Raw genomic sequence first — 18,006 nt, 5'->3', positions numbered from 1 at the left:
TGTGTTCTTGCTCATAATTGATTATGATCGGTATATACCCATGACAAAGGAGCTTTTCATCTTGAGATATTATGTTCTGGATCGCGGGGATCAGCACTCCATGGACTTGAGTCAGCAATTTCACCGTCTTGCCCAAGAAAAGAATTTCAAGCTGGATGCCGAATCGCCAGAAATCGTCGTGTCTATAGGAGGCGATGGTACGATGCTTCATGCGTTTCATACCTTCATTGACCGCATTCCGGATATAGCCTTTGTTGGTGTACATACCGGTCATCTGGGCTTTTACGCGGATTGGCGTGCGGACGAGCTGGAGGAGCTAATCCACCTGATGAGCCAAAGCGGATCTGAGGGACCGCTTAACCCGAGAATCGTTAAGTATCCACTGATTGAGTTGGAAATTCACAAGAAGTCAGGCAATGCTTCTTTTATTGCCCTGAATGAGTTTACGTTAAAAGGGGTAGATGGCACGGTCGTTGCCCAAGTAGATATTAACGATATCACCTTTGAAATGTTCCGTGGTGACGGTATATGTGTTTCTACACCTTCAGGAACGACCGCCTATAATAAGGCACTTGGCGGAGCTATGGTTCACCCTACCATCGAAGCATTGCAATTAACTGAGATCGCTTCCATTAATAACCGTGTGTATCGGACACTGGGATCACCACTGCTACTGCCAAAACATCATCATTGTGATATTTTTTCACGGAAAGATCAGCGTCTTCTACTGACAGTAGATCACCTGAACTTTCCTGTGGATGACTTAATCTCTGTTCGATGTCAGGTTGCAAGTCAGAAGATCAGCTTCGCTCGTTACCGTCCTTTCCCATTTTGGGATCGGGTACGTAACGCTTTTCTCAATTAGAACTTGTAAAAGAGCCGACTCCGGCTCTTTTTTAATTGATCAGGAGGGCATATCCCCACTTTAAATAGGCAAAAAGTTGGTCATAACTTGGCAGCCTTGGAGGAACTTACAAACAAAACGGCTCCTGAAAATTCAGGAACCGTTTTGTTGTGGAGATGTGAATGTTTTATTTTTTTGACGCTGGCCCTCGGGTTCACGCGAGACACGAACTTGCCGTCCCTCCCGATTTTCCTTGGGCTGGCGATCATAACGTGGCCCACGCGATTCTTTTTTATCGAAATTTCCTTGCGGATTGCGCTGCCTACGTGGTTCACGGGCTTGCTGCCCTTCCCCCGAACTTCGCCCATCCTTTGCTTCACGCGGTTCTCTTGGCTGGCGCGAATCACGTGCTTCACGCTGCCGATTTCCTTCACGTCCTTCTCTGGATGGCCGACTTTCGCGAGCTTCACGTGGCTGTCGTTCACGCACTTCCTGAGCATCCTTCGGTTCCCTACGTTGCAACTCGCGTGGTTCACGGGCTTCTGAAGGCTGTTCCACTCGTGACTCCTCTGTAGCTGCGGAATCCTGCTGTGGTTGCGGCCATTCCGTTTGTCCAGCTGAAGGCTGCGATACCTCTTGGCGCTCTTCGAAATCTAACGTTCCCGCTTGTTCCCTTTGAGCATCTACCAACTGCTGGATGTCGGGAGGAACGAAGTCATCACTGGTGCCGTTCTTATTTTCAACTTCACGGCTTTTTTGCAGCACAAAATAGGCACAGCCAAAATTGCAGTATTCATTAATATAATCGTCCAATACCACAATGGATGTATCCTTATTGGCTTTGGGGTGCCCCTCTCGATAAAACCCCTTCAGACGAAGCTGATTGTAACCCCAATCGCCAATAATGTAATCATAGCGATCCAACACTTCACTATATCGATCACGAAAGGCTTCGGGATTCCACCCGTTCTTGTGATCCTGCAACACTTCATAGTTCTTACCACCGATTTGAAACAAGCTATTCTGACCGCCTTTCCCGGATCAAACCTGCGAAAGGGCGCTTTCTTCCTTATGCTGAGCGGCCGACTTCACCTGCTCATGCGCTTGGTAGGAGCTGCGGACCATCGGACCGGATTCGACGTGGCTGAATCCTCGCTGTAATCCCTCTTCCTTTAACTTCGCAAAATCTTCCGGTGGATAATATTTTTGCACATATAAATGTTTCTCGGACGGCTGCAAGTATTGACCAATTGTCATAATGTCACAATCGACTTTGCGCAGATCATCCATGGTTTGTATGATCTCGTCCCACTCTTCTCCGACACCTAACATGATGCTTGATTTCGTTGGGATCGCCGGATTTAATTGTTTTGCACGTTGAAGCAGTTCCAGAGAGCGATGGTATTTCGCTTTAGCCCGAACCTTGTCGGACATGCGTTCCACTGTTTCAATATTATGATTGAGAATATCTGGCTTGGCATCCATGACAATTCGCAGCGACTCAATGTCGCCCATAAAATCGGGAATCAATACTTCTACACTGCAAAAAGGCAATCGGCGGCGAATCGCACGAACCGTTTCTGCAAATATTGTAGCGCCCCCATCTTTTAAATCATCACGTGCCACACTGGTTACGACACAGTGCTTTAGATTCATGTTCTCAGCCGCTTCCGCGACGCGTTCAGGCTCCTGCAAGTCCAGTTCCGTAGGCATTCCCGTATTTACTGCGCAAAAACGACACGCACGCGTACAAATATCACCCAAAATCATAAATGTAGCTGTCCTGTTGGCCCAGCATTCATATATATTAGGGCACCGTGCCTCCTCACATACGGTATGTAATGTCTTGGAACGCATCATGCTCTTGATTTCCTGATAGTTATCGCCTGTCGTAAGTTTAATACGAATCCAGTCGGGCTTAGCTTCCTTCACTTTTTTAGACAATGGCATAGACCTTCTTTCTGATGTGCTTTAGCTGTCATTGCCATACATTATAGCATGAAAGCCATGGAAAAACCTCCATTCATTGTTCCCTTTTTGATATGACATTGATGCCGGAAAAAGTAAACTCTTGAGATGGATAAAAGCGGCGGAAATGGCTCAATCTAATCAAAAGCGCCCTATTTACGCGAATACGGGCCAAGAATTTACCGGGTGGTTAAGCCCTTTTATAGGAGGTCGGTTCACGTGCCTTACCCTACGCGGGCAGTCCGCGCTGTTCGTCTGTTATCGCTGCTGTTGTGCGCTACTACACTGACAACGGCTTGTCCGCTTCCTGCTCATGCCTCTGCAGAGCACACAAAGTCCTCGTCAGGCGGAAATAACCTGACAGCAACTATGGATGCTTCACACGCTTCGTCTTCATTGTATACGTCCAGACTTGCTTTATATCACTCCATCGAAGCCCTGACAGGAGTCCCTTGGTACAGACTGGCTGCCATCGACCAGTACGAACGCACACTTACGGTGGCCCATCCCAAGGATCGCAAGCATGCGGAACGGATCATAGGTATTTTTGTGACAGGACCGGTATGGTCCGGTCTGTTGAACCCTGATTCCGAGGATCAAAATCCGCGTTCCATCGAACTATTTTCCGGGCTGGGACAAGACGGCTCAGGCGATGGAATCGCTGACCGCAATAATGACAAGGATTTGCTGTTCAGCATCGCTTCTTATCTCGGAAAGTATGGAAATAGCGAGGATGAATTTGGTATTGCCGTGTGGGAATATTACCATAACAGCCGCTCGGTTCAAAGAGTTCAGCAGTTTGCCAAGCTGTATCAGACGTATGGCAAGCTTGATCTGGTCAGTCAAGCTTTTCCGCTGCCTCTAGGCAGCATTTATAGCTACCGCAGCACTTGGGGAAGCCGTCGCAGCTGGGGCGGCTACCGTATACACGAAGGGACTGACCTGTTTGCAGGCTACGGAGTTCCGGTTCGCAGCACCTGCTACGGTGTAGTTGAAATGAAAGGTTGGAATCCCTTCGGAGGCTGGCGAATCGGTATTCGTGATCTCAACAACCGCTATCACTACTATGCACACCTTTCCGGCTTTGATAAAACCGTTCATAACGGAGACATCGTCAAGCCTGGTCAGACGGTTGGCTGGGTCGGAAGCTCGGGCTATGGAAAACCGGGTACCCAAGGCAAGTTTCCACCACATCTGCACTATGGTATATACCGGGACAATGGCTGGACAGACTGGTCCTTTGACCCATATCCGTTATTGAGACAGTGGGAGCAGAGCGAACGTAAAGCGCTCAAATCAGGAAAAACCAAAGGGACCTCCTCATAGGTCCCTTTGGTTTTTCCTGAGTAGCTCACACCAATCCCCTCTTTGCTTATGGCGTTGGAGACTGCCTGAGGGAATTGGGTTCTTCCTGTATCTCTGGAACACTTTCTATGCTGGAATCTACAGCGCCGCTACTTTCTATAGAATGGGAAGGCAGTGCCAACTGCGGAGCGGTTGCACCATTTTTGCCGACGGGTTTACCTTGATTGTCATAGTAGTACATCGGGACGTTGCCCACCACCAACAAATAAGAAACCGGGATTTCCGTCTCCACAATCTGAGGTTGCATCTCAAACGGTATAACCACAGACACTTCCGTCGTAATTCGAATGTACACTTCCACCAAGATCATGTTTATGCCCGCATCCTGCTGACGTGTATTTAAATCCACCTTGATTGCTCCATGCGGCTCCACCTTTAGAGGGACCTTGGGTCCATAAGCTGCCAGCAGCGGACTCCCCAATGCCTGACCAATCGGAACGCTCTCGTCAAAATGACTCATACTGTCCATCGTTGCCTTGACTGCTTTGAGTGTGTCTGACGTAATTCTCATATGCTCCGCATAATTTAGAACAAATCCAGAGGTTCTCCCTTGTGTATCCGTTCTCCATTCGATCAAATTATCAGCAGTCTTCCCCTGCTCTACCTGCGCAGTAATTGCTGAATTAATTGCCTCCGTCGCCATTTGTTTGACCCGCACTTTAGCCAGATGCATCATGGGCGGCTTCAAATGCTGTTCCACATAAGCGGCCACCTGTACGATTCCTACCAGCAGCGCCAATGCCACAATGAGCCACATTCTGCGCCTGCCGCGTCGCCTTCTGCTCGGTCTGCTGTGCCATTGCGGTTTTCTATTCATTCTGATCCCCCCGCAGCGATGAGCTTACTTTAGAAGGATATGCCGCAAATAAACGAAAAAGAAGCCGCCCGTCCGGCAGCTCCTCCTGGTGTTAAACATATATGATTTCAAATCCGATTCAGTTCAGCTCAACTTATTATTTGAAAATGTGGTCAATCTTTTCGATATCCGCCTGACTCAGTTGGACATTCAGCGTTTTCAGATTCGCCAGAACCTGCTCCGGTCCCTTCGCGCCTGGAATGAGGGCATCAATCGAATCGCGGGTCAAATACCATGCAAGCACCACATGAGCAACCTCTGCATTCAACGCATTGGCAATCTCACGTACCTGCTCCACTTTGTCCAAATTACGGGCAAATGCATCTCCCTGAAACAATGGATCTTTCGCTCTGATGTCCGTGAAGGTCATGTCTTTCGTATACTTACCACCTAGCAGTCCAGAAGCTAACGGGAAATACGGCACAAACGAAATGCCATTTTCCTTAGTATAAGGCAGCAGATCCTTCTCAGCTTCCCGTTGCAACAGATTATAATGGGATTGAAGCACATCTACATAGCCGTCACTATTCGCATCTTTAAGTTGTTCAATGGTAAAGTTAGATACACCGATAGCCTTAATTTTACCTTCGTCTTTGAGCTTCTTCAGTTCTCCGACTGCTTCTGCCTTCGGTGTAGCTTCATCTGGGAAATGAATATAGAACAGATCAATATAATCTGTTTGCAATCTTTTCAGACTGGATTCGACGGATTCACGTAAAAAAGCAGGCGAGTTGTCAAAAACAACCTCTCCGTTTACAAACTTATGTGCTCCCTTGGTCGCTATGACAGCTTCCTCACGTTTGCCGCGCTCTTTAAGTACCTCACCGATCAACCGCTCTGAGTGCTCAGGCCCATAAATAAAAGCTGTATCCAGGAAGTTGATGCCGTTATCCAAAGCTGTGCGAACGACTTCTTTGCCCGTTTCATTGTTCAAACCGGAAAAAAGATTATGTCCTCCTACCTTATTCGCACCCAAACCGATTGGTTTTACATATAAATCTGTTTTGCCAATACGCACTTGCTCTGCCAATTCACGTCATCTCCTTTTCGAAAGTTACTTCCATTTTATTATTAAATTCCAAAAAAAGCAAAGTGCGTACCTGGCTGCTGCTCTTATCCCTTAATCCCCGTTAAGGCAATGCCTTCCATAAAATACTTCTGCCCTATGGCAAAAAGAATGATAGCTGGCAACACGACAATTAAAGAAGCGGCCATCAAAACACCCCATTGCGCCGAATATATTCCCTGAAACTGCTGTAGCCCAATCGCCAACGTAAATTTGCTTTCATCATTAAGATAAACGAGCGGTCCCATAAAATCATTCCATGTGTTCAAAAATGTAAACAATCCGATGACCAAAATCGCTGACCGGGACAAAGGTAAAATAATGCGAGTAAAGATCGTAAAATGGTTGCCTCCATCCACAAATACAGCTTCATCCAGCTCTCGCGGAAGAGTCATGTAAAATTGTCTAAGCAAAAAAATGTTAAAAACGCCTCCACCAAAAAACGAAGGTAATACCAATGGAACGTAGGAATTAACCATGCCTAATGCCTGCCAACCAATAAAAGACGGAATTAGCGTGACCGCAAACGGCAGCATCATACTGCTTAATAACACGGCAAAAACCTTATCTCTTCCTTTCCATCTCATTCGCGCAAAGCTATAGGCAGAAATGGTACTCGACAGAAGTACACCCACTAAAGTACCTGCAACGACGATAAATGTGTTCACAAAATAGCGCCCAAACGATAACTCTTCAAACGGCTGTAAAAAATTTTCGAATACAAAAGGCTCGGGAATCCATTTCGGCGGGATCAAAAAAATCTGACTTAAATCCATCATGGAGCTTCTCACCAGCCAGTAAAAAGGAAACATGCAAAAAAGTGACCCCACAATGAGCACTGTGTAGAGAAAAACTCTGCTACAACGCAAGCCATGTTTTTTCATCCTCATGCCCCCCCGCCTTCGTAATACACCCATTTTCGGGCTGTCTTGAACAGAAAGGCAGTGAATGTTAAAACTACAATAAAGAGCACCCAAGCAATCGCACAGGCATAACCCATATTCGAAAAAGTAAATGCCTCGCGGAATAAATAAAATGTATAGAATAAGCTAGAATTGTTAGGTCCACCCTGAGTCATGACGTAAGGCTGGACAAACACCTGAAATCCACCGATGAAGCCCATAATCGTATTAAAGAAAATCGTAGGCGATGTCAATGGAATTGTGATATAGATAAGCTTATGAAGAGCGCTACCACCGTCAATTTCAATGGCTTCATAATAATGCCTAGGTATATCCTGCAAGCCAGCCAGAAAAATAATCATTGTTCCCCCAACGGTCCACAAACTCATTAAAACCAGTGTAGGAACTACCGACCCTTCACTATAAATCCATTGACTTTCGGGCAAATGCAGCGCACGCAACACCACATTCAGCAAGCCAAGGTCCGGATCAAACAGCCACATCCAGATCATAGACGATGCTATGAGTGGGACAATCGTGGGCAGATAAAAAACGGTCCTGAAAAAAGCCAAACCTTTTACCTTTTGATTGAGCAATATGGCCAGAAAGAAAGCCACTATAATTTGCAGGGGCACACTCAAAAACACATAATAAAAAGTAACCGCAAGGGATTTGTAAAAAAATTGATCCGTACCGTCAAATAAGTTTACATAATTATCCAGACCAATAAAACGGGCCTGTGAAGCAACCTTGTAATCGGTAAGACTGAACCAGAGACTAGCGATCATCGGTCCCAGAACAAAAATGACAAAGCCCAGAATAGCAGGGGCGGCAAAAAGCCACCCCAACCCATTTTCCTTCTTACGAATAGAAGATAACGATTGCATTCTATCCCTCTCTTTCTGTCAAAACCCTCACCTTATTCTTTCGGATATGTCCCTTTAAATTCAGCGTTCGCCTTGGCGGAAACCTCCTTAAATGCTTGCTCCACCGTTTTCTTGCCCAGCCACACCTGATCTAGCGCCGGGTTAATAATCGCATTGATTTTTTCCGAGTTTTTCAGATAGTAGTCGTAAGAATTAACACCGTTATGCAACGTTTGGTTCATGACTGCATCACGATATCCCTCCGCATGGCCTGGCTTGACATCTGCCCATTTGCTAATCAAGTCTGGTTCGGTGTACCACTTTTTCATGACAGGCATCCACAATCCGCTGGAATGCATGTCAAGTCCGCTTTCAGCATCCAGCAAGAATTTATAAAACATCCATGCTTCTTTCGGATGTTTGGTTTTGGCAGAAATCACTTCCGGTTCACCAAACAGGATTGTTTTACTGCTTTTCAGTTTGGGTAACACGCCTACACCAAAATTCACCTTCGATTCTCCAAGATCCAATTGGACCCACTGCCCATCCAGATCCATCGCTACACGTTTGCTTTGCAATGCTACGGCCGGAGAAGGAATATTTTTGGACTGCGTCGGCGACGGTGCCACATGATACACGTTGATCAGATCCGCCATCTTTTGCACGGCTTCAATCACATCAGGGTTTTCAAGGTTAAGCGAGTCCCCTTTGTCGGAAATCACACTTGCGTTATTGGAAGGAACCAGCAGGTGCCACATCCATGTGTCAAACCGAACTCCATACTGTTTGATGTTACTTGCATCAAAATTGGGGCTGAGCGCATTATTTCCCGCTTTATCAATGGTGAGCTTTTGTGCTGTCTCTAAGAATTGTTCCCATGTCCAAGCCTCTTCAGCTTTGACTGGCGGCAAGGCAACACCAGCCTCATCAAACAAATCCTTGTTGTAATAAAGCGCAAAGGCTTCCTCCGTCACCTTGACCCCTGCCACTTTATCCTTATCCCAATAGATAACTGAATTAGGAATGAGGCTTTCCTTCGTTAGCTCCTTATCCTCCTTCAAAAATTCATTTAAATTATATAGTTTGCCTTGTTCAGCCCATTGCAGAGCCTGTGCTTTATAAATAGGAAATACATCTGGTGCCTGGTTGGCGGCAAACATCGTCGTTAATTTAGTTACGTAATCCCCGGGGATGTGCATATAGTTGATTTTGATCCACGGATATTTCTCTGTGAATTTTTTGGCAATCTCCTGTTGAACCTTCTTTTCATTGGTGCTCCCCCAGCTGGCATAGGTCAGTGTCACTTGCTCGTGCCCCTGCAAATCTACTGGCTTGCTGCTCTCATTTGAACTACAGGCTGACATAAGTCCAACGATCAAGCACATGCAGACGATCCATAACTTTCGTTTTAACATGAGTAGCGCCCCCAAACCGTTTATTTTTTATCTTTTCGTTTGTTGCTTCGTCACTAAATCCATTCTAGCAAACGCTTACATTTTGAAAAGTCGTACTCTCATTGGATTGGTGTCATTTGATTAGATCTATGCGTTTCTCCGATTCGGATCAGGACAAATGTCCCCTTACCTTCTGGCGAGTGGAGCGCAATCCCATATTCCATCCCATATAACAGCCGCACTCTTCTGTCTACATTTTTAATGCCTGTTGCCCGGATTTCTCCAGCTTGAATTCGGCGTATATGATCTTCTTGAATTCCTAATCCATTATCCTCGACTTTAAAACACACCAATTGCGTTTCGATCCAGGCTGTGATCTTAATCTGACCGCCTGATTCCATTTCGGCGAAACCGTGAATAATTGAATTCTCCACAAAAGGCTGCAAGAAGAGTTTGGGAACCTCCATCTGAAGCAAAATGGGATCAATATCATATTCCACCGTGAACTTGTTCTCAAAGCGATTTTGCATAATGTAAATGTATTTTTCCAGCCAATTCAGATCGGTTTCCAGGCTCCATGTATCATTTTTGTTTCGAGTCGTAATTTGCAGCATTTCCGCCAGACTAATGATCAATTGGCCCAGTTCCTGTTGTTTATGCTCTAGTGCGATCCAATACATTGTCGTTAAGGTGTTATACAAAAAATGGGGATTAAGCTGTAAATTAAGTGCCATTAACTCCGACTCTTTGGCTCGCAGACGTGATTTGTAATTTTCTTCGATCAAATCTTTAATTTTCTCATTCATTTGATTAAATCGGATCACCAGGTCCCCCAATTCATCATAGCCACGTTCAGGAATTCGAATATCAAAATCTCCCTTCTCCATTACCTTCATCGCCTGTTTCATATCTGTAATGGGCTTACTGATGTATACAGACAGCAAATAAGCAAGGATAACAGCAATGAGCATCATAATGCCTAAAAAAAACAAGGTGTAGGTACGAATCGTTGACAGATGTCCCAGTACATCTTCCATGGGAATGGCTATATACGATACCCAGCCCGTCGTCTTCATCGCTTCGTAAACCAGTAATATGCTTTGACCCTTAACGTTTACCATTTTCGTCCCTTGTTCCGAAGTAATGGCCTTCTTCAGCCAATCTGCCACCGGCTCCCCCGCTTGTTGCTGTCGATCTGAACTCATGACTATCCCATTGTTATCGTGAATCATACCGTAGGATAGATGTGCAAATCCGCTGCGGGCTGCATAATCTTCAAAACCGACCTTTAGCAAATCAGGCCGGAAATTCAATATAAGTATAGGCTTTTCCTTGCCTTCAGGAAGCGTATGAAAGGTTCCAGCATCATCTAATGCAGTCAAATGAAGCTGCTTAACCACAGCAAATAAAGAACTAAAATCATAGGAACCTTGTTTTAAATCCTGCTGATGAAAGGTGTCGGCATACGAATAGGCAGGAATCCACTTGGTAGCCCCCTCTGCTTGCACCGCTGTTGTCGCCAAGGGAGAAGAATAAAACGGCTGAACGGGAATATACATCCGCTCTGTACTTCCGTATGCATACTTTTGCGTCATAATTTGAGAAGCGTATACTTCCTCCATATTGCCAAAGTATCTGTACAAAATTTTCGTAATACTGCGATCAGTTCGTAAAAGCGATGAAGAATCCGTAGTATCCACGTCTGTAATGGTCTGTAGAAGGTCATGATCAATTGGAATCATATCTACGGTTTTTTGAATAGCTGTCAGCTTGTTATCCAGCAGCTGGTTATTACTTCGAAGTACACTTGTAACGCCATCTGTTACGTTTGCAGTAATATTCCGCGCACTGGTTTCGAAGTAGACAAAGCCCAGGATCAAAACGATAAAACCAGACAACAAAAAATAGGACAGCATCAACTTCGTACGAAAGCTACTGTCCAAAAATTTTTGATATATATATTTGACTTGGCGCATTGTACCTTCCTTTCACCTAACGATTAATTGAATTTTCTGCGAAATTCTTCAGGTGTGTGCTTTACGTTTTTTTTGAACACTTTAAAGAAGTATTTGATATCTTTATAACCAACCTGTCTACTAATTTCTGCGACCTTGGCGTCTGTATGCAGCAGTAAGTGCTGAGCCTTTTGCATTCTGAGCTTCACCATATATTCCGTGAACGAGAGCCCAAAATAATTTTTGAACAGAATGCTAAAATAGGACGCATTATAGTGAAAGCGCCGGGCCACAATCTCCAGACTTAGGTCTTCATGTAGATGTGTATCCAGAAATTCCTTGCATTTTTTCATGATAGGTTCACCTTTGGAGCTGCCGTCAAGCTCAAGAATCAGCTCTTTTAACCATGCTGCAATACGATCCTCAAGATTCTGAAGACATGTGGCCTCTTCGACAGCTCGGTTCAACTGTTCCGAGTAACGTGAGTAGGCTTCCTCACTCCACCCTATATTTAACCGTGGTAAACTAACTAGGAGAAGGTGTATTAATTTAGCTTTAAGCGCATCAGGTGGAGGGTACCCTTGCGTCATTCGTCCAATGAAATGTTGTACCCATTCCAATAGCTGATCGGGCTTTCCATTGGAGATAGCGCTTTCAACGAATTTTAGAAAGGCTATTTGTTCATGAGTGCTCAATTCCTGTACCGGCTGGTCATCATCTGAAGCGACAAGGTTCAAACATCTGATGTGAGGTGTATAAAAACGCATGGAGATCAGGCGAACAGCCCTTTCGTGAGATGGGCTTATTTGCATTTCATCAAAATCAAAAGGCTGACCCCAAGCAAACCAAATGGAGATAGCTTGCTGCTGCTCCACCTTTTTCAGACCAGCTTGAAGTGCACCTTTGGCCTCCTTGCCTTCAGTCCTGTCTCTCCAATTCACCACGGCGATCATATGGTCTTTATGGACTTCAAGTGGGAACACGACAGAAGACGCCCAAGGCCGCAATATTTCAACAACCGTGTTTCGCAGCTTATTATCCCACATATAAATATCCTCTGGGCGGGATGCAGATGCCCCCAATGCGAGAACTTCACCTACCCCCTGCCACCCAAAGTGACTTTTTAATAGGCTTTTCTCGTTCGACTGCAACTTGTCTGTCACGCATCTGCTAAACAAATGCTCCACAAATGCAGGCATGCTCTGCTCGATTTGATTTAACGCTGTTCGATTTTCACCGAGTACTTCCTGCTCCTCTAGAATGATCTTCTCCATGTGTTGAATCACTTCAATAAGCTGCTGTGATTGCACCGGTTTTACCAAATAATCATTCGCTCCGTATCGTACCGCCTGCTGTGCATAGCTAAATTCCTGGTAGACTGTCACTAAAATAACTTTGGTCTCATGCTGACCCGATGTCCTCAATTGTTGAAGATATTCAATCCCGTTCATAATCGGCATCTGAATATCTGTAAAAACGATCTGGATCGGTTGGGATAATGAAATGTTTAAAGCATCTTTCCCGTTCTTGGCTTCCCAAACCTCGTATTCTGGACGTAAATCCCGGACCATGGCAGCCAACCCACGGCGCTGCCTAGTTTCATCATCTACAACCAGCACTCCCAGCGGGATCGAATTCACTGACTCCCCTCCTGTCGATCTTATACACGTATGTTTTTTTCAGTATAACACTTACAGGCGGGGACCCATCCTATTTTCTTTTTCGTTTCATACTACGAATGGTCGTTTTCGTTGCCTGATCCACCCGGTATGATTCTGTGATTTTTTGCAGAGCCTTGTTGAAAGTAAAATCGTCTAATGCATTATGACTTAAATACGCCATCGTTACCTCAGGCAGCTTGATATAACAGATAGATATAGCCCAGGCTACCGCCATTTGTACATAATAATCCTCACGATGGGTCTGATCTAGCAAAGTAAGCACCCGGTTAATATACTGTTCTTCAATATAAAAATTCAGCAGCATAACCACCCCAAACCGAATTTCATATTCTTTCTTAGAGAACAGATAGGGCTGAATAAAATCCCATACTTTTTCTTTATGTTGTTTCGTGATTTTCAATCCGGCACAGAAACTATCGCATACGGACCAATTATCAATTTTAGGAACAAACTTGGCGGTATAACTCAAAACTTCCTCAATATCTGTTTTTACAGAACCAATCACCATACCTTGCAGCATCACTTCTTCAAAATGCTCACTTTCGGCGGTCTCCAGATAGAGGCGCCAATCTCCTTTGGCAATATCTTGAGCCAGCTTACGCAGCACCGGCAGACGCACACCCAGCACATTATTAATCGTTGGCAGCAATGCAGACGTAAATTTCTGAAAATCCGTATCTACATGTGACAGTATCTGCTCTCTGATGGTCTTCTCCATATTTTCCACTCCCTGTTTGTTAACGAAATGAAATGCTCCACAAATAAATGGAGGCCACTGAACCATAAGGTGAATACACTCGGCGATACTCCTCAAATTGTTGCTTGGTCAGTGTATCTAAATGGTACAACTTCATCATTCCCCGCCGAATAGCCATATCGCCCCAACTGACGACGTCCGGTCGTTCCATGCAATTAATCAGCATCATTTCAGCTGTCCAAGGGCCTATCCCTTGTAGCGAGGATAATTTCTGGATCACCTGTGTATCAGAAAGCCCATATAATTCCTGTAAATCCAACAATCCCCGCTCGATCGTTTGGGCTATATTCAGGATACATGCTGCTTTTTTCATGGTTATGCCACAGCTTTGAATTTCCTGAGCCGTCTGAACGGCTATATTTTGCGGAGTGATCGCGCCTAATTTCTCCTGCATCCTTGTCCATATGGTCTGAACCGCCTTGGCCGAAATAAGCTGCCCCACAATCGCATGAACAAGCGCCGCAAACAGGTCGGGAATGATTACGCGTTCTACCTTGCCCATTTGCGTTATAGCGGCACCAAGTACGGTATCTACCGTTTTCAGGTAGTTGATTTCCTTTTCTCCATAGTCAAAGTTTTTGGTCATGACCGTTTCCATTTGTTCTCCCGCTCCCCTTGTATGGTACACTCTTCATTTAATGGCATAGGCTGCTTTCATATCAGGGCTCAAATCCTTCTTTGCTCACATAGAGCTGTTCTTCGGGAAAAACATGAAGAAAACGCTCATAAACCGCCTTATAGGCGGCAGGGTGATACCATTCTTCCAGCCCCAATGACTCGTACAGCGCACCAATGTTCAAGCTACGCGTCCGCCTTCCCCCGCTGCCGTCTCCCATAAAATAATCATCAATACAGACACGGTTGACCAGAGGCACAAGCTTGTCTGCAAAATGCTCACTGCTTGGCAGCATCGGAGCAATAGTAGCTTGCGTCGGCACACCTGCCTCTTTTAAAAGTTGCAGCGTTTGGAGACGAGCCTGGATGGGAGGAGCTTCCGGAGTGAAATGTTTGCGTATATCCTCACGGTCTGTTTCTACCGTGATACTCACACGTACACATTCCTTCAATTCGAGCAATAAATCAACATCTCGTCGTACAAGCGGACTACGCGTCTGTACAAACAGAAAATCCGGCGGATCTTCCACCATCACTTCCAGCAGAGATCGGGTCACTTCTTCTTTGCACTCGGCCGGCTGATAAGGATCTGTGCTTGACGACATAAAAATCGTGACTTTACCTTTGGATTTGGCCCTGCGAAGTTCCTTGCGAAGAATATCTGCCGCTTCTTTTTTAATATCAACCCATGTTCCCCAGGCTTCCTTCCGAAACGTAGAGACTGGCAATTGGCGTACATAACAATACGAGCAACCAAAGGTACAGCCGGTATATGGGTTCAACGAGTGTGTATACCCTGACAAGAAGCCGGTTCCTTTATTCAAAAGAGTCTTGGGAGATTTGTAATACTCATTTTTCATACCTAACCTCACTACTATATTGATTTGTGTGTGCGATTTTTTTCAAGCTGCAAAAGCTTCACCTTCATGTCCAGCCCCCCACGATACCCTGTCAAGGCTCCATTCTTACCAATGACCCGGTGACAAGGGATGGTGACCAAAATCGGATTAGCACCGATGGCAGTACCTACCGCACGAACAGAGTTCGGCTTTTGAATGGCGTTGGCAATGTCTGAATAGGATTGTGTCTCCCCATACGGAATATTACACAGCGCGTTCCATACATCCATTTGAAATGCAGTTCCATGAAAGTCAAAAGGGAATGTAAAATGTGTGCGCTCCCCTTGGAAATATTCAATCAGCTCCTTGGCATAGAGCTGTAAAACGATATCCTCTTCAACTAAAGGACTGCCGGGAAATCGACTTCCTGCCCATGCCATCAATTCCTCTATAGGCTGATTAAGCGAACCGACATAACATAATCCTTCCGATGTAGCTGCAATATATAAATTCCAATCCTCGTGCGTCAATAATGACCAATAGATCGTTTTATTCATTTGATGTACCATGCTGTGTACCTCCTTTTTGAGTTGCTTTGGATTCGAGTTGGCGATACTGCAACGGGGTGTAACCTGTATTCTTTTTAAACAACGTAATAAAGTAAGGGATATTGGACAGACCTACGTTCTCCCCCACTTCCGCAACAGATTGATGTGAGCAAATAAGCAGCTTCTTCGCTTGTTTCAACCTAGTACGCTGTATATATTCCATCGGAGTGACATGCATGATTCGCTTGAAGGTACGATGTAGATGATACGGGCTTCCATGACTTATCTCTGCCAGGACGTGCAATGTTAAGTCCTTCATATAGTTCGAATCTACGTATTCTGCAACTCCTGCGATCCAGTCGTGATCAGGCAATCGTTGTCCTGTCGGTTTACATCTTTTACACGGACGAAAATGCTCAGCCAAAGCCTGCTCTGCTGATGTAAATAAACGGATGTTCTCTCTTTTAGGAGGTCGGGATTTGCAGGAGGGGCGACAAAATATTTTCGTTGTCTTCACAGCATACAAAAATACCCCGTCATAAGACTTGTCATTTTCTACAATAGCTCTCCACTTCTCGTCTGTTATGGATAAATCGGATGCTCTCATTTCAATCCCCCTCTTGTGCAATGTTCCCTGCCTCATATCTAAATTATAAACTAAACAGTGAACATATGTACCCCTTTTGGAATGTAAAGGCAAGATAATGAAAAAAGATGACCCCACGAGGAGCCACCTTTAAAGGTAGTAATCTATCTTATTTAGGCTTGAAGCTTACCCGGTTCAACCGTGATCGTCAACTCATCTGAAGGATGCTGGTATGCCTGTGACCAATAATCTGCATTTGAAATTCCCGCCTGCTTCGGGTCAAATACCGGGTCTAGCCCTTGGCGCCGTTGCCGCTCGTAATCCTTAAGCACGAGAAGCGCAGGCTTGGCCAAAAGGATCATAGCAATCAGATTCACCCACATCATAATACCGACCCCCATATCCCCCAGTGTCCACGCCAACGCAGATTCCTTGACGACCGTTCCATAAAAGGTCGAACCCAGAATAACCAACTTTAACAGGAACATAGGCCATCTGGCTTTACGGTCGGCAACCAGGTAGGCCATATTGGTTTCAGCGATGTAATAATAGGCGATAATGGTGGTAAATGCGAAAAAGAACAAGGTTATGGACAAGAGGCTTGATCCGAAACCCGGGAATACCGATTCAATAGCAGCCTGTGTATATTGTGTTCCTTCTTCAACACCCGGGAGATGCTGCACAATATAACCCCCACCCGGTCCCTTCACGTTGTACATCCCTGTAAACAAGACCATGAAAGCCGTGGACGTACAGACTAAAAAAGTATCTACATACACGGAAAATGCTTGAACCAGCCCCTGTTTTGCTGGATGGGACACTTCTGCGGCTGCTGCCGGATGCGCACCAGAACCTTGTCCCGCTTCATTCGAATAAATGCCTCGTTTTACCCCCCAGGCAATGGCTGTCCCTGCTATACCACCGAACACTGAATCGATACCGAAGGCACTGCGAAAAATAAGGGTAAATACATCGGGAAGCGCAGTAATGTTCGTCACCATAATATAGAAAGAGACAAGGATGTAGCCAAGTGCCATGAAGGGTATGACTACCTGTGCCACATTGGCAATTCTTTTTACACCACCAAATATGATAAGCGCCAGCAACACGACAACTACTATCCCGGAAACCTTCATATCCATACCAAACGAATTATGAAAAGCTACCGCAATCGAATTCGATTGAGTTCCCGGCAACAGTAAACACATAGCGACCAACGCTACAACTGCGAAAATAACCGCAAACCATTTTAAGCCTGTCCCTTTTTCAATATAAAAGGCCGGGCCGCCTCGATACTGACCATCACGCTTTACCTTATAGATCTGAGCCAGTGTAGATTCAACAAACGCAGTGGCCGATCCGATAAAAGCCATGACCCACATCCAAAATATTGCCCCGGGTCCCCCCATACCGACTGCCAGTGCAATCCCCGCAATATTCCCCGTTCCTACACGTCCTGATAACGCCATCGTAAAGGCCTGAAATGAGGATACACCTGCCTCAGAACTTTTCCCTTTAAATACAAGGCGAATCATCTCTTTGAAATGTCTGATTTGCAGAAATCGAGTCATAATTGAAAATAATAGCCCCACGCTCAAACAGACATATACCACAGGATTGCTCCAAATGACGCCATTTACTGCCTCTGCCCACTTCTCTAACATTCCTTGCATTTCCCCCTGATCCATCAATTCATATTCAGTTAATGTTTTCAGAAAATTTTTTCATATTTACAAGAAATTATAGATTAGTTTTTACAACCG

17 protein-coding genes are annotated in these 18,006 nt (G+C 45.2%); 2 read left to right on the top strand and 15 right to left on the bottom strand.

From position 1 onward, the window contains the following. The first annotated feature begins 61 nt into the window (after window positions 1–61). Window positions 62–865, top strand: a complete 804-nt coding sequence (locus tag ACU1JV_RS17475; protein WP_013372943.1) for an NAD kinase — start codon at window positions 62–64, stop codon at window positions 863–865. Between the two features lie 132 nt (window positions 866–997). On the opposite strand, the gene ACU1JV_RS17470 is transcribed toward ACU1JV_RS17475, so the two are convergent. Further along, entirely contained in the window at window positions 998–1,861 is an 864-nt protein-coding gene (locus ACU1JV_RS17470) for a YutD family protein (protein ID WP_090738320.1), read from the bottom strand. A gap of 24 nt (window positions 1,862–1,885) precedes the next feature. Then, complete coding sequence (gene lipA / locus ACU1JV_RS17465; RefSeq protein ID WP_016324696.1) at window positions 1,886–2,788, bottom strand: lipoyl synthase; 903 nt, start codon at window positions 2,786–2,788, stop codon at window positions 1,886–1,888. Window positions 2,789–3,031: 243 nt separating this feature from the next. Here lipA and ACU1JV_RS17460 point away from each other — a divergent pair, with 243 nt between their 5' ends. After that, window positions 3,032–4,138, top strand: coding sequence for a M23 family metallopeptidase (locus ACU1JV_RS17460; RefSeq protein WP_337683416.1), 1,107 nt, complete (start codon window positions 3,032–3,034; stop codon window positions 4,136–4,138). Between the two features lie 46 nt (window positions 4,139–4,184). On the opposite strand, the gene yunB is transcribed toward ACU1JV_RS17460, so the two are convergent. The 13 genes from yunB to ACU1JV_RS17395 form a co-directional block, all read right to left on the bottom strand. Beyond that, complete coding sequence (yunB, locus tag ACU1JV_RS17455; RefSeq protein WP_013372947.1) at window positions 4,185–4,934, bottom strand: sporulation protein YunB; 750 nt, start codon at window positions 4,932–4,934, stop codon at window positions 4,185–4,187. Window positions 4,935–5,130: 196 nt separating this feature from the next. After that, entirely contained in the window at window positions 5,131–6,063 is a 933-nt protein-coding gene (locus ACU1JV_RS17450) for an aldo/keto reductase (protein ID WP_013372948.1), read from the bottom strand. Window positions 6,064–6,146: 83 nt separating this feature from the next. Then, window positions 6,147–6,983 carry a carbohydrate ABC transporter permease gene (locus ACU1JV_RS17445; RefSeq protein WP_413986963.1) on the bottom strand — a complete coding sequence of 279 codons (837 nt, stop codon included), beginning with the start codon at window positions 6,981–6,983 and terminating at the stop codon, window positions 6,147–6,149. A gap of 2 nt (window positions 6,984–6,985) precedes the next feature. Further along, window positions 6,986–7,888, bottom strand: a complete 903-nt coding sequence (locus tag ACU1JV_RS17440) for a carbohydrate ABC transporter permease (RefSeq protein ID WP_413986964.1) — start codon at window positions 7,886–7,888, stop codon at window positions 6,986–6,988. Window positions 7,889–7,920: 32 nt separating this feature from the next. Continuing rightward, window positions 7,921–9,282 carry an ABC transporter substrate-binding protein gene (locus tag ACU1JV_RS17435; RefSeq protein WP_058710777.1) on the bottom strand — a complete coding sequence of 454 codons (1,362 nt, stop codon included), beginning with the start codon at window positions 9,280–9,282 and terminating at the stop codon, window positions 7,921–7,923. Window positions 9,283–9,380: 98 nt separating this feature from the next. Then, window positions 9,381–11,237 carry a sensor histidine kinase gene (locus ACU1JV_RS17430; RefSeq protein ID WP_446724610.1) on the bottom strand — a complete coding sequence of 619 codons (1,857 nt, stop codon included), beginning with the start codon at window positions 11,235–11,237 and terminating at the stop codon, window positions 9,381–9,383. 23 nt (window positions 11,238–11,260) lie between these two features. Continuing rightward, window positions 11,261–12,856, bottom strand: a complete 1,596-nt coding sequence (locus ACU1JV_RS17425) for a response regulator transcription factor (RefSeq protein ID WP_413986966.1) — start codon at window positions 12,854–12,856, stop codon at window positions 11,261–11,263. Window positions 12,857–12,926: 70 nt separating this feature from the next. Then, a complete protein-coding gene (locus ACU1JV_RS17420; protein ID WP_413986967.1) occupies window positions 12,927–13,616 on the bottom strand; it encodes a DNA alkylation repair protein in 690 nt (229 codons plus the stop codon). Window positions 13,617–13,635: 19 nt separating this feature from the next. Next, entirely contained in the window at window positions 13,636–14,253 is a 618-nt protein-coding gene (locus ACU1JV_RS17415) for a DNA-3-methyladenine glycosylase family protein (protein ID WP_064963482.1), read from the bottom strand. A 61-nt stretch (window positions 14,254–14,314) separates the two neighbouring features. Then, on the bottom strand, window positions 14,315–15,130 hold the full coding sequence (locus ACU1JV_RS17410; protein WP_413986968.1) for an SPL family radical SAM protein: 816 nt from the start codon (window positions 15,128–15,130) through the stop codon (window positions 14,315–14,317). Between the two features lie 14 nt (window positions 15,131–15,144). Then, the gene (locus tag ACU1JV_RS17405; protein ID WP_413986969.1) at window positions 15,145–15,678 is read right to left on the bottom strand and encodes a methylated-DNA--[protein]-cysteine S-methyltransferase; all 534 of its coding nucleotides are present in this window, start codon (window positions 15,676–15,678) and stop codon (window positions 15,145–15,147) included. Continuing rightward, window positions 15,659–16,264 (bottom strand): bifunctional transcriptional activator/DNA repair enzyme AdaA, encoded by a 606-nt coding sequence (locus ACU1JV_RS17400; RefSeq protein WP_025674186.1) that lies wholly within the window; start codon window positions 16,262–16,264, stop codon window positions 15,659–15,661. Before ACU1JV_RS17400 ends, ACU1JV_RS17405 begins: the two co-directional genes overlap by 20 nt. Window positions 16,265–16,416: 152 nt before the next feature. Next, window positions 16,417–17,907, bottom strand: coding sequence for an alanine/glycine:cation symporter family protein (locus tag ACU1JV_RS17395; protein WP_025674188.1), 1,491 nt, complete (start codon window positions 17,905–17,907; stop codon window positions 16,417–16,419). Window positions 17,908–18,006: the final 99 nt, after the last annotated feature.

The sequence above is a fragment of the Paenibacillus sp. T2-29 genome (assembly GCF_052921365.1).
The sequence above is the reverse complement of the archived record's forward strand: the minus strand, read 5'-3'. Positions and strand labels throughout refer to the sequence as shown.

Bases quoted from the DNA above. Each gene is read 5' to 3' on its own strand.
- ACU1JV_RS17395 (WP_025674188.1), bottom strand. From the start codon at position 17,907: ATGTTAGAGAAGTGGGCAGAGGCAGTAAATGGCGTCATTTGGAGCAAT.
- yunB (WP_013372947.1), bottom strand. From the start codon at position 4,934: ATGTGGCTCATTGTGGCATTGGCGCTGCTGGTAGGAATCGTACAGGTG.
- ACU1JV_RS17435 (WP_058710777.1), bottom strand. From the start codon at position 9,282: ATGTTAAAACGAAAGTTATGGATCGTCTGCATGTGCTTGATCGTTGGA.
- ACU1JV_RS17420 (WP_413986967.1), bottom strand. From the start codon at position 13,616: ATGGAGAAGACCATCAGAGAGCAGATACTGTCACATGTAGATACGGAT.
- ACU1JV_RS17410 (WP_413986968.1), bottom strand. From the start codon at position 15,130: ATGAAAAATGAGTATTACAAATCTCCCAAGACTCTTTTGAATAAAGGA.
- ACU1JV_RS17405 (WP_413986969.1), bottom strand. From the start codon at position 15,678: ATGGTACATCAAATGAATAAAACGATCTATTGGTCATTATTGACGCAC.
- ACU1JV_RS17440 (WP_413986964.1), bottom strand. From the start codon at position 7,888: ATGCAATCGTTATCTTCTATTCGTAAGAAGGAAAATGGGTTGGGGTGG.
- ACU1JV_RS17400 (WP_025674186.1), bottom strand. From the start codon at position 16,264: ATGAGAGCATCCGATTTATCCATAACAGACGAGAAGTGGAGAGCTATT.
- ACU1JV_RS17415 (WP_064963482.1), bottom strand. From the start codon at position 14,253: ATGGAAACGGTCATGACCAAAAACTTTGACTATGGAGAAAAGGAAATC.
- ACU1JV_RS17430 (WP_446724610.1), bottom strand. From the start codon at position 11,237: ATGCGCCAAGTCAAATATATATATCAAAAATTTTTGGACAGTAGCTTT.
- ACU1JV_RS17445 (WP_413986963.1), bottom strand. From the start codon at position 6,983: ATGAAAAAACATGGCTTGCGTTGTAGCAGAGTTTTTCTCTACACAGTG.